The 11,714-nt window shown below is 69.8% G+C and carries 11 protein-coding genes; 9 read left to right on the plus strand and 2 right to left on the minus strand.

What is annotated here, in order from left to right:
• The 9 genes from VQ02_RS31910 to glpK form a co-directional block, all read left to right on the plus strand.
• Window positions 1–379, plus strand: a 379-nt coding sequence (locus VQ02_RS31910; protein ID WP_048448287.1) for a DeoR/GlpR family DNA-binding transcription regulator, incomplete at its 5' end; no start/stop codon positions are given.
• Window positions 380–512: 133 nt separating this feature from the next.
• The gene (gene glpD, locus VQ02_RS31915) at window positions 513–2,060 is read left to right on the plus strand and encodes a glycerol-3-phosphate dehydrogenase (RefSeq protein WP_048448288.1); all 1,548 of its coding nucleotides are present in this window, start codon (window positions 513–515) and stop codon (window positions 2,058–2,060) included.
• 23 nt (window positions 2,061–2,083) lie between these two features.
• Window positions 2,084–3,169 (plus strand): ABC transporter ATP-binding protein, encoded by a 1,086-nt coding sequence (locus tag VQ02_RS31920; protein ID WP_048448289.1) that lies wholly within the window; start codon window positions 2,084–2,086, stop codon window positions 3,167–3,169.
• Window positions 3,170–3,184: 15 nt separating this feature from the next.
• Window positions 3,185–4,279, plus strand: a complete 1,095-nt coding sequence (locus tag VQ02_RS31925; RefSeq protein WP_048448290.1) for an ABC transporter ATP-binding protein — start codon at window positions 3,185–3,187, stop codon at window positions 4,277–4,279.
• The gene (locus VQ02_RS31930; protein WP_048448291.1) at window positions 4,276–5,250 is read left to right on the plus strand and encodes a carbohydrate ABC transporter permease; all 975 of its coding nucleotides are present in this window, start codon (window positions 4,276–4,278) and stop codon (window positions 5,248–5,250) included. The genes VQ02_RS31925 and VQ02_RS31930 overlap by 4 nt, the downstream gene beginning before the upstream one ends.
• The gene (locus tag VQ02_RS31935; protein WP_048448292.1) at window positions 5,250–6,047 is read left to right on the plus strand and encodes a carbohydrate ABC transporter permease; all 798 of its coding nucleotides are present in this window, start codon (window positions 5,250–5,252) and stop codon (window positions 6,045–6,047) included. Before VQ02_RS31930 ends, VQ02_RS31935 begins: the two co-directional genes overlap by 1 nt.
• A gap of 16 nt (window positions 6,048–6,063) precedes the next feature.
• Window positions 6,064–6,345: a DUF2160 domain-containing protein gene (locus VQ02_RS31940; RefSeq protein ID WP_048448293.1), complete on the plus strand. Its 282-nt coding sequence runs from the start codon at window positions 6,064–6,066 to the stop codon at window positions 6,343–6,345.
• 121 nt (window positions 6,346–6,466) lie between these two features.
• Window positions 6,467–8,212, plus strand: a complete 1,746-nt coding sequence (locus tag VQ02_RS31945) for an ABC transporter substrate-binding protein (RefSeq protein WP_048448294.1) — start codon at window positions 6,467–6,469, stop codon at window positions 8,210–8,212.
• 141 nt (window positions 8,213–8,353) lie between these two features.
• Entirely contained in the window at window positions 8,354–9,853 is a 1,500-nt protein-coding gene (glpK, locus tag VQ02_RS31950) for a glycerol kinase GlpK (protein WP_048448295.1), read from the plus strand.
• Between the two features lie 213 nt (window positions 9,854–10,066).
• On the opposite strand, the gene VQ02_RS31955 is transcribed toward glpK, so the two are convergent.
• Both VQ02_RS31955 and VQ02_RS31960 read right to left on the minus strand, forming a co-directional pair.
• A complete protein-coding gene (locus VQ02_RS31955; RefSeq protein WP_048448296.1) occupies window positions 10,067–10,933 on the minus strand; it encodes an NAD(P)-dependent oxidoreductase in 867 nt (288 codons plus the stop codon).
• Between the two features lie 83 nt (window positions 10,934–11,016).
• Window positions 11,017–11,714, minus strand: a 698-nt coding sequence (locus VQ02_RS31960) for an ABC transporter substrate-binding protein (RefSeq protein ID WP_048448297.1), incomplete at its 5' end; no start/stop codon positions are given.

Here is an 11,714-nt window from a genome sequence, read left to right on the forward strand (position 1 = left end):
CGGGCCGGTGCGGCGGGCGGATGGGGCGGTGATCGGCTCGGCGGCGGTCGACTTCATCAACCAGTTCAAGGTCGACTACGCCGTGATCGGCGCCTCGGCGATCGACGAGGACGGCACCCTGCTCGACTTCGACTACCGCGAGGTCCGGGTCGCCCGCGCCATCATCGAGAATGCCCGCCGGGTGATCCTGGTCGCCGACAAGCTGAAGCTCGAGCGCTCGGCGCCGATCCGGGTCGGCCACCTGCGCGAACTCGACTACTTCGTCACCGACGCGCTGCCCTCCGCCTCCTTGAGGGAGATGTGCGCGACCCACCGCGTCACCCTGGTGGAAGCGGGGGACGATGCCGGCGCCCAGGAGACCTCCGATGCCGCCGAGTAGCCCAAACCGAAAGTCGTAGGCTTTCGTTCGCGCCTTCCCGCTTTCGGTTTCGCTTGCGTCAGCGTTCGCGCGCGTCTACGTTCGCGCCAGGATGCAAACGAAAGAGCCGAAAGGCTCCGACAGGGAGGTGGCCTTGGCCCCCAGGCGCCAGCAGCCCGGCGACGAGCGCGGGGTGTTCGACCTCGCGGTGATCGGCGGCGGCATCAACGGCTGCGGCATCGCCCGCGACGCGGTGGGCCGCGGCGCCTCCGTGGTGCTGTTCGAGCAGAGCGACCTGGCCAGCGGCACCTCCTCGACCTCGACCAAGCTCATCCATGGCGGCCTGCGCTACCTGGAGCACTACGAGTTCCGCCTGGTGCGCGAGGCCTTGATGGAGCGCGAGGTGTTGTGGGGCATGGCGCCCCACATCGTCTGGCCGCTGCGCTTCGTGCTGCCGCACCATTCGGGCTTGAGGCCCGGCTGGCTCCTGCGCCTCGGGCTCCTGCTCTACGACAACCTCGGCGGCCGCAAGCGCCTGCCCGGCACCCGCACCCTCGACCTCACCCGCGACCCCGCCGGCGAGCCGCTGAAGCCGGGCTTTCGCCGCGCTTTCGAGTACTCGGATTGCTGGGTCGAGGATTCGCGCCTCGTGGTGCTCAACGCGCGGGACGCCGCCGAGCGCGGCGCGATGATCCGGCCGCGCACCCGGGTCGTCACCGCCGCCCGGGTGGACGGGCTGTGGGAGCTGACGGCGGAGGACCGCCAGACCGGCGCCCGCGACACCGTGCGGGCCCGCACCCTCGTCAACGCCGCCGGCCCCTGGGTCGCCGACGTGCTCACCGGCGTGGCGCGGACGAACGCCTCCGAGGGCGTGCGCCTGGTCCAGGGCAGCCACATCGTGGTGCGCCGCCTCTTCCGGCACGACCGCGCCTACATCTTCCAGAACGCCGACCAGCGCATCATCTTCGCGATCCCCTACGAGCGCGACTTCACCCTGATCGGCACCACCGACCGCGACTACACGGGCGACCCCGCCGACGTGAGGGCGAGCGAGGAGGAGATCGCCTATCTGTGCGCCGCTGCGAGCGAGTACTTCCGCGATCCGGTGACCCGCGACGAGGTGGTGTGGACCTATTCGGGCGTGCGCCCGCTCTACGACGACGGCGCCTCGAAGGCCCAGGAGGCCACCCGCGACTACGTGCTGACCCTCGACGCGCCGGAGGGCCAGCCCGCGATGCTCTCGGTCTTCGGCGGCAAGATCACCACCTACCGCCGCCTCGCCGAATCGGCGCTCGAGCGCCTGAAGGACCACCTGCCGGCGGCCCGGAAGGCGCCCTGGACCGCGGGCGCCGTCCTGCCGGGCGGCAACTTCCCGAAGGAGAGCTACGACGACGTGGTGGCGGGGCTCTCGCGCCAGCATCCGGCCCTGCCGGAGGCGCTGATCGCACGGCTGGTGCGGGCCTACGGCACCGAGGCGCGGGAGATCCTGGGGAGCGCGCGCTCCATGGCCGATCTCGGCCGGCTCTTCGGCGCCGACCTCACCGAGCGCGAGGTGCGCCACCTGATGCGCCGCGAGTGGGCCATGACCGCCGACGACGTGCTCTGGCGCCGCTCGAAGCTCGGCCTTAGGGTCGCGCCCGCCGAGGCCGCCGCCCTCGACGAGTTCATGCGCCGCGCCGCCGCCGCGCCCAACGCGGCCTGACGAGCAAGAGACGGGAGGGCGCCATGACCCTGATCCTGGAGAACGTCACCAAGCGGGTCGGCCTCGAGACCCACATCCGCGACGTCAGCCTCGCCCTGCCGAAGGGCTCGCTCAACGTGCTGCTCGGCCAGACGCTGGCCGGCAAGACCACCTTGATGCGCTTGATGGCCGGGCTCGAGGCGCCGAGCGAGGGCCGGATCCTCGTCGACGGAGAGGACGTGACCGGCCGGCCGGTGCAGGCCCGCAACGTCGCGATGGTCTACCAGCAGTTCATCAACTACCCCTCGCTCTCGGTCTACGAGAACATCGCCTCGCCGATGCGGGTCTCGCGCCTGCCGAAGGCCGAGATCGAGGCGCGGGTGCAGGAGGCGGCCAGGCTCCTCAAGCTCGAGCCCTACCTGAAGCGCCGCCCGCTCGAGCTCTCGGGCGGGCAGCAGCAGCGCACCGCCATCGCCCGGGCCCTGTGCAAGCGCGCCGACCTCGTGCTGATGGACGAGCCGCTGGCCAACCTCGACTACAAGCTGCGCGAGGAACTGCGCGAGGAGCTGCCCCGCATCTTCGCGGCTACGGGGGCCATCTTCGTCTACGCCACCACCGAGCCGGCCGAGGCGCTGCTCCTCGGCGGGCGCACCGCGACCCTGCACCAGGGCCGCGTCACGCAGGTCGGCCCGACGCCGGACGTCTATCGCCGGCCCGACGACCTCGTCACCGCGAAGGTCTTCTCCGACCCGCCGCTCAACACCCTGAGCGTGGTGAAGGCCGGCGGCCGGGTCACGCTGCCGACCGGCGGCCAGGTTCGGGCCACCGGCACCCTGGCGAACGTCCCGGACGGGGCCTACACGATCGGCTTTCGCGCCCATCACCTCGCCCTCGATCCGCTGCCGGTCGAGGCGATCGCGCTTCCCGCCGTTGTCTCGGTCGCCGAGATCACCGGCTCGGAGAGCTTCGTTCACGTCGATGCCGGCGAGAGCCGCCTGATCGCGCTCCTGCCCGGCGTCCGCCGGCTCGAACCCGGCACGGCCGTCACCGCCTATCTCGACCCGCGCCACGCCCTGGTGTTCGACGCGAGCGGCCGCACGGCGGCCCTCGACCTGCCGGCGGCGGCCTGAGACGGAGAGGGATCCATGGCCCGCATCACCCTCGACCACCTCGCCCACGCCTACGGGCCGAACCCGCAGGGCCCCCAGGACTACGCGCTGAAGGAGATCGACCACGTCTGGCGCCAGGGCGGCGCCTACGCGCTGCTCGGGCCGTCCGGCTGCGGCAAGTCCACCCTGCTCAACATCATCTCGGGCCTCGTCGTGCCGACCCGCGGCCGCATCCTGTTCGACGACCGCGACGTCACCACCGTGCCGACCGAGGGGCGCAACATCGCCCAGGTCTTTCAGTTCCCGGTCGTCTACGACACCATGACGGTGCGGGAGAACCTGGCCTTCCCGCTCAGGAACCGGCGCGTCGCGCCCGCCACCATCCGGGCGCGGGTGGAGGAGATCGCCGGCCTCCTCGACCTCACCCGGGTGCTCGACCGCCGCGCCAACAACCTGACGGCGGACATGAAGCAGAAGATCTCCCTCGGCCGCGGCCTGGTGCGCCCGGACGTGGCGGCGATCCTGTTCGACGAGCCGCTCACCGTCATCGACCCGCACCTGAAGTGGCAGCTGCGCTCGACCCTGAAGGAGCTGCACCGCAAGCTCGACCTGACGATGATCTACGTCACCCACGACCAGACCGAGGCGCTGACCTTCGCCGACACGGTGGTGGTGATGCATGACGGGGCGGTGGTGCAGACCGGCACCCCCGACGAGCTGTTCGAGCGCCCGGCCCACACCTTCGTCGGCCACTTCATCGGCTCGCCGGGCATGAACCTGCTGCCGGCTCAGGTTCAGGGTGCGACCGCGACGATCGAGGGCCACGCCATCCCGCTCGCCCGCCACTACCCGGACCTGCCTCGGGACAAGCGCATCGAGCTCGGGGTGCGGCCGGAATACGTGCACCTGGCGCCGAAGGGCCTCGGCCTCCCCGTCCAGGTGCGGCGCATCGACGATATCGGCCGCCAGCGCCTCGCCCGGGTCGAGCTCGGCGGCCGCCCCCTCGTCGCCACGGTGGCGGAGGGCCAGAGCCTCGACGGAGCTGAGGCGGCGCTGACCCTCGATCCGCGCCAGATCCACATCTACGCCGACGGCGCCCTGGTGCCCGGCCTGCCCGGAGGCGCCGCATGACCAAGACCGTCAACCAGAAGGCTTGGCTCCTCGTCCTGCCGGTCTTCGCCGTCGTCGCCTTCTCGGCGGTGCTGCCGCTGATGACGGTCGTCAACTACTCGGTCCAGGATACCTTCGGGAACAATCAGTTCTTCTGGAACGGCATCGGCTGGTTCCAGGAACTCCTCGACCCGTCGAGCCAGTTCGGCGAGCGCTTCTTCGACTCGCTGTGGCGCAACCTGCTCTTCTCCGCAATCATCCTGGCGATCGAGGTGCCGCTCGGCATCGCGGTGGCGCTCTCGATGCCGCGCGAAGGCCGCTCGGTCGCCTTCTGCCTCGTGCTGATGGCCTTGCCGCTCCTGATCCCGTGGAACGTCGTCGGCACGATCTGGCAGGTCTTCGCCCGCACCGATATCGGCCTCCTCGGCTCGTTCCTCAACAGAATCGGCATCGACTACAACTACGCCGGCAGCGCGCTCGCCGCCTGGGTCACCATCGTGACCATGGACGTCTGGCACTGGACGAGCCTGGTGGCGCTCCTGTGCTACGCCGGCCTGAAGTCGATCCCCGACGCCTACTACCAGGCCGCCCGCATCGACGGGGCGAGCCAGTGGGCGATCTTCCGCACCATCCAGCTGCCGAAGATGCGCCGGGTCCTGCTGATCGCCGTGCTGCTGCGCTTCATGGACTCGTTCATGATCTACACCGAGCCGTTCGTGCTCACCGGCGGTGGCCCTGGCAACGCCACGACCTTCCTGTCGATCGACCTCGTCAAGCTGGCGCTGGGACAGTTCGACCTCGGCCGGGCGGCGGCGATGTCGCTGGTCTACAACCTCATCATCCTCAGCGTGTGCTGGGTGTTCTACACCGTGATGACCAACGTCGACGCCGGCAGCCGCACCGTCTCCGCCGAGAGCGACCCGGCGGACGCGGCCGCCGCCGGCAGCCTGCCTCCCGCCACCACCATCCCGCTCGACCGGAGGGCCGCCTGATGCGCCCGCGCCACGTCGTGATGACGCTCTACCTGCTGTTCCTGATGGTCCCGATCTACTGGCTCGTGAACATGAGCCTGAAGACCAACCAGGAAATCAACACCAGCATGACGCTCTGGCCGCAGGCCATCACGTTCGACAACTACATCCGGATCTTCACCGATCCGAGCTGGTACGGCGGCTACCTGAACTCGCTGTCCTACGTGGCGATCAACACCGTGCTGTCGATCGGGCTGGCGCTGCCGGCGGCCTACGCCTTCTCGCGCTACAGCTTCATCGGCGACAAGCACCTGTTCTTCTGGCTGCTTTCGAACCGGATGGCGCCGCCGGCGGTGTTCGCGCTGCCGTTCTTCAACCTCTACTCGGCGGTCGGCCTGTTCGACACGCCCTGGGCCGTGGCGCTCGCCCACTGCCTGTTCAACGTGCCGCTGGCGGTGTGGATTCTCGAGGGCTTTATGTCCGGCGTGCCGCGCGAGATCGACGAGACCGCGGCGATCGACGGCTACTCCTTCCCGCGCTTCTTCGTGAAGATCTTCATGCCCTTGATCGCGTCAGGGATAGGCGTTGCCGCCTTCTTCTGCTTCATGTTCTCCTGGGTCGAATTGCTGCTCGCCCGCACCCTGACCTCGGTCGACGCGAAGCCCATCGCCGCCACCATGACCCGCACGGTCTCGGCCGCCGGCATGGATTGGGGCCTGCTCGCCGCGGCCGGCGTCCTCACCATCGTGCCGGGTGCCCTCGTGATCTGGTTCGTGCGCAACTACATCGCCAAGGGCTTCGCCCTCGGTCGGGTGTGATCGGGGAGCCTGTCCGATGCCTGATTTCGCCTGGATGGCCTGGACCTGGCAGACCGCGACCTTCTTCGCGGTCATCGCCGGCCTGCTCGCCCTGATGACGGCGCTCGCCGTCTGGCGCCCGGAGACCGAGCGGGTCGGAATCCTGCGAATCCCGACGACGCGCGGCGACCGCCTGTTCCTGACGCTGGTCGGCGCCGCCTTCATCAACCTCGCCTGGCTCGGCCTCGTCGGCCCGAGCCTCGAATGGGCGCTCGCGCTCTCGCTCGTCTACGGGGCGGCGATGTTCCGATTCGCGTGAGAGCTCGACGCCCGGTCACGGGGGACGCGACATCACTCCTTCACGGGTGATGCGTGAAGCAAGAGGCTGACGGGCCTGCCCCGGCAGGCCCGACAACAGGTTCATCAGGGAGGAAACAGCCGTGAAACGCTATCGTCTGCTCACCGCCGCGAGCGCCCTCGCGCTCAGCCTCGCCGCCGGCCACGCCTTCGCCGGCATGGAGGAGGCCAAGCGCTGGATCGACACCGAGTTCCAGCCCTCGACCCTGTCGAAGGAGGAGCAGCTCAAAGAGATGCAGTGGTTCGTCGATGCGGCGAAGCCCTTCGCCGGCATGGAGATCAACTTCGTCTCCGAGACCATCACCACGCACGAGTACGAGGCCCGCACCCTCGCCAAGGCCTTCTCCGAGATCACCGGGATCAAGCTCCGCCACGACCTCCTGCAGGAGGGCGACGTGGTCGAGAAGATCCAGACCCAGATGCAGTCGGGCAAGAACATCTACGACGGCTGGATCAACGATTCCGACCTCGTCGGCACCCATTTCCGCTACGGCCAGACCGTGGCCCTCTCGGACTTCATGAAGGGCGAGGGCAAGGACGTCACCTCGCCGACCCTCGACCTCGACGACTTCATCGGCAAGTCCTTCGGCACCGGCCCGGACGGCAAGCTCTACCAGCTGCCCGACCAGCAGTTCGCCAACCTGTACTGGTTCCGCTACGACTGGTTCACCCGGCCCGATCTCAAGGAGAAGTTCAAGGCCAAGTACGGCTACGAACTCGGCGTGCCGGTCAACTGGTCGGCCTATGAGGACATCGCCGAGTTCTTCACGAATGACGTGAGGGAGATCGACGGCGTCAAGATCTATGGCCACATGGACTACGGCAAGAAGGATCCCAGCCTGGGCTGGCGGTTCACCGACGCGTGGCTGTCGATGGCCGGCAACGGCGACAAGGGCATCCCGAACGGCAAACCGGTCGACGAGTGGGGCATCCGCATGGAGGGCTGCCGCCCGGTCGGCTCCTCGATCGAGCGCGGCGGCGACACCAACGGCCCGGCGGCGGTCTACTCGGTCACCAAGTACGTCGAGTGGCTGAAGAAGTTCGCCCCGCCGCAGGCCGCCGGCATGACCTTCTCGGAGTCGGGCCCGGTGCCGTCGCAGGGCAACGTCGCCCAGCAGATGTTCTGGTACACCGCCTTCACGGCCGACATGGTCAAGCCGGGTCTGCCCGTCATGAACCAGGACGGCACGCCGAAGTGGCGCATGGCGCCCTCGCCGAAGGGCCCGTACTGGAAGGAGGGCATGAAGCTCGGCTACCAGGATGCCGGCTCGCTCACCCTCCTGAAGTCGACCCCCCTCGAGCGCCGCAAGGCCGCCTGGCTCTACCAGCAGTTCATCGTCTCGAAGACGGTCAGCCTGAAGAAGAGCCACGTCGGCCTCACCTTCATCCGTGAGAGCGACATCTGGGACAAGTCCTTCACCGAGCGGGCGCCGAAGCTCGGCGGCCTGGTCGAGTTCTACCGCTCGCCGGCCCGCGTGCAGTGGACCCCGACCGGCGTCAACGTGCCGGACTACCCCAAACTCGCGCAGCTCTGGTGGCAGAACATCGGCGACGCCTCCTCGGGCGCCAAGACCCCGCAGGCGGCGATGGACGCCCTCGCCAACGCCCAGGACGACGTGATGGCGCGCCTGGAGCGCTCGAAGGTCCAGGGCGAGTGCGGCCCGAAGCTGAACCCGAAGACCTCGGCCGAGCACTGGTACGAGCAGGCCAAGAAGGACGGCACGCTGGCCCCCCAGCGCAAGCTTGCCGACGAGAAGCCGAAGGGTGAGACGATCGACTACGACACCCTGATCAAGAGCTGGCCGGCCTCGCCCCCGAAACGCGGGTGATCTTGCGGGAGCCGGGGCGTCCTGCCCCGGCTCTCCTTTCCGCGATGATCCAGGTATCGCCAGGATGGCGGTGACCGCCGCGCTCGTCGCGAGGGAGGCCGTCACGGCCGAACCACCACCTTTCGGACGAGCGCCAGAACGATGTCCTCCCTCATCCTCGCCATCGACCAGGGCACCACCTCCTCGCGCGCCCTGCTGTTTCGCCCCGACACCTCGATCGCGGGCCTCGCCCAGGCGGAATTCCCGCAGCACTTCCCGGCCTCGGGCTGGGTCGAGCACGAGCCGGAGGACCTCTGGCGCACCACCCTCGACACCTGCCGGGCGGCGATGAGGCAGGCCGGGGTCACCGCGGGTGACGTGGCGGCGATCGGCATCACCAACCAGCGCGAGACGACGCTGGTCTGGGACAGGAGCACCGGCGAGGCGGTGCACCGCGCCATCGTCTGGCAGGACCGGCGCTCGGCCGGGATCTGCGCCCGCCTGAAGGAGGCGGGCCACGAGCCGATGGTCACCGCCAAGACCGGCCTGATCCTCGATCCCTACTTTTCCGGCACCAAGATCGCCTGGATCCTCGACAACGTGCCGGGAGCCCGCGCCCGGGCGGAGGCCGGCGAGCTCGCCTTCGGCACCGTCGATTCGTATCTCCTCTGGCGCCTCACGGGCGGGCGGCTGCACGTCACCGACGCCACCAACGCCTCGCGCACGCTCCTCTTCGACATCCACCGGGGCGCCTGGGACGAGGAGCTGATGGGCCTCCTCGGCGTGCCGGCCTCGATGCTGCCGGAGGTGCGCGATTCCTCGGGCGATTTCGGCACCACCGACCCGGACCTGTTCGGCGCCGCGATCCCGATCCGGGGCGTCGCCGGCGACCAGCAGGCGGCGGTCGTCGGCCAGGCCTGCTTCCGGCCCGGCATGGTCAAGTCGACCTACGGCACCGGCTGCTTCGCGCTGCTCAACACCGGCTCCCAGCCGGTGGCCTCGAAGAACAAGCTCCTCACCACCATCGCCTACCAGCTCAACGGCCAGCGCACCTATGCCCTCGAAGGCTCGATCTTCGTCGCGGGAGCGGCGGTGCAGTGGCTGCGCGACGGGCTCGGCGTCATCGAGTCGGCTGCCGAGACCGGGGCGCTCGCCGAGCGGGCCGACTCAGGCCAGGAGGTCTACCTGGTGCCGGCCTTCGTCGGCCTCGGCGCGCCCTATTGGGAGCCCGACGCCCGCGGCGCCCTGTTCGGCCTCACCCGCGGCACCGGCCCGGCCGAACTCGCCCGGGCAGCCCTCGAGAGCGTCTGCTACCAGACCGCCGACCTCTTGGCCGCGATGCGGGCCGACTGGCCGGACGGGGAGGGGAGCGCCACGGTGCTGCGGGTCGACGGCGGCATGGTCGCCTCGGACTGGACGATGCAGCGCCTCGCCGACCTGCTGGCCGCTCCCGTCGATCGCCCCGAGGTGAAGGAGACGACGGCGTTGGGCGCGGCCTACCTCGCGGGCCTGGCCTGCGGCCTCTACCCCGAGCCCGAGCACTTCGCCGACCATTGGCGCCTGGAGCGCCGCTTCGCTCCGGCGATGGAGCCGACGATGCGCGAGCGGCGGCTCGCCGGTTGGCGCAAGGCGGTGAGCTGCCTGGTGGGGAAGGAGAGGTGACTATTTTTCGCCGAGGTTTCCACCTCATAGGGTCATCCCGGGGCTCGCCGAAGGCGAGAGCCCGGGATCCAGACGCTCAGGTGGAAGGGAATGAAGCGGAACGCTCTCCGCTTTGTTTCGATCCACCTGCGTTTCTGGATTCCGGGCTCCGCTGCGCGGCCCCGGAATGACGCGGAGGGTTGGACTAGACGCAGTCGAACCCGTCGACCGCCCTCACTTCTCCAGCCGGGCGATCAGGCTCGACGTGTCCCAGCGCCCGCCGCCCATGCTCTGCACCTCGGCGTAGAACTGGTCGACCAAAGCCGTCACCGGCAGCTTCGCCTTGTTGTTGCGGGCCTCGGCGAGGACGATCGAGAGGTCCTTGCGCATCCAGTCGACGGCGAAGCCGAAGTCGAACTTGCCCTCGTTCATGGTCTTGCCGCGGTTCTCCATCTGCCAGGAGCCGGCCGCGCCCTTGGAGATCACGTCGAGCACCGCCTCGATGTCGAGCCCGGCCTGCTTGCCGAAATGCACCGCCTCCGACAGGCCCTGGACCAGGCCGGCGATGCAGATCTGGTTCATCATCTTGGCGAGCTGGCCGGCGCCGACCGGACCGAGGAGCCGGCAGGCCCGGGCGTAGGACTTGATGACCGGCTCGACCCGGGCGTAGGTGTCGGCGTCGCCGCCGCACATGACCGTGAGGACGCCGTTCTCGGCCCCGGCCTGGCCGCCGGAGACCGGCGCGTCGACGAAGCCGAACCCGCCCGTCTCGGCCGCCGCCGACAGCTCCCGCGCCACCTCCGCCGAGGCAGTGGTGTGGTCGACGAACACCGTGCCCTTGCCCATCGCCGCGAAGGCGCCGTCCGGGCCGGTCGTGACCTGGCGCAGGTCGTCGTCGTTGCCGACGCAGGCGAAGACGATCTCCTGGCCCTCCGCCGCCTCCCGGGGCGTGGCCGCGGCCTTGCCGCCATGGGCACTCACCCAGGCATCGGCCTTGGCCTTCGTGCGGTTGTAGACCGTGACCTGGTGGCCCTTGGCGGCGAGGTGGCGGGCCATCGGCCCTCCCATCACGCCGAGACCCAGAAACGCGACCTGTGCCATGCGCTAAACCCTCCCACGCCGTTATCCTGCGGCGGTCGGCCCCGGTGTAGTGAGCCGCCCCCGCGCCCGTCAAACGAGCGTCGTCACTTCGTGTCGAACGGAATGAACTTCGCCCGGATGCGGTCGTAGCGCCCGTCGGCGATCAGCGCCGCGAGCGCCCGCTCGAACGCCTCGCGCAGGTCGCGGTCGCCCTTGCGCAGGCCGATCCCGACGCCCTCGCCGAGCAGCGGCTCGCCCGGGGGCACGTCCCCGACGAGGCGGCAGCAGGCGCCGCCCTCCGGCCTGGCGAGGAAGTTCGCTAGGTCGAGCTTGTCGCCGAGGACGACGTCGACGCGGCCGGCCCGGAGGTCGAGCGTCGCGTCCGCCAGGCTGTCGAAGGTGCGGATGTCGGCCCCGGGCACCCGCTGCTCGAGATAGGCGACCTGCGGCCCGTGCGCCGCCACGCCGATCGCCCGGCCCCGCAGGGTCCCGGGGCCGGGATTCGGCAGCGAGGCGTCCTTGCGCGCCACGTAGGAGAACGGGATCCGGTAGTAGGGCTTCGTGAAGGCGATGCGGGCGGCCCGCTTCGGCGTGATCGCCATCGAGGCCATGATGGCGTCGTACTCGCCGGCTTCCAGGCCCTTGATGATGCCGTCCCACTGGTGGAGCACGATCGTGCAGGTGAGCCCGGCTTGCCCGCACAGGGCCTGGGCCAGCTCGACCTCGAACCCCGCCGGCTTGCCGTCCTCGACGTAGTTGAAGGGCGGGTGGCCGCCCTCGGTGGCGATCCGCACGGGGGAGG

The organism is Methylobacterium variabile (assembly GCF_001043975.1).
GTDB lineage: Bacteria > Pseudomonadota > Alphaproteobacteria > Rhizobiales > Beijerinckiaceae > Methylobacterium > Methylobacterium variabile.

Bases quoted from the DNA above. Each gene is read 5' to 3' on its own strand.
- VQ02_RS31920 (WP_048448289.1), top strand. From the start codon at position 2,084: ATGACCCTGATCCTGGAGAACGTCACCAAGCGGGTCGGCCTCGAGACC.
- VQ02_RS31925 (WP_048448290.1), top strand. From the start codon at position 3,185: ATGGCCCGCATCACCCTCGACCACCTCGCCCACGCCTACGGGCCGAAC.
- VQ02_RS31930 (WP_048448291.1), top strand. From the start codon at position 4,276: ATGACCAAGACCGTCAACCAGAAGGCTTGGCTCCTCGTCCTGCCGGTC.
- VQ02_RS31935 (WP_048448292.1), top strand. From the start codon at position 5,250: ATGCGCCCGCGCCACGTCGTGATGACGCTCTACCTGCTGTTCCTGATG.
- VQ02_RS31940 (WP_048448293.1), top strand. From the start codon at position 6,064: ATGCCTGATTTCGCCTGGATGGCCTGGACCTGGCAGACCGCGACCTTC.
- glpK (WP_048448295.1), top strand. From the start codon at position 8,354: ATGTCCTCCCTCATCCTCGCCATCGACCAGGGCACCACCTCCTCGCGC.
- VQ02_RS31955 (WP_048448296.1), bottom strand. From the start codon at position 10,933: ATGGCACAGGTCGCGTTTCTGGGTCTCGGCGTGATGGGAGGGCCGATG.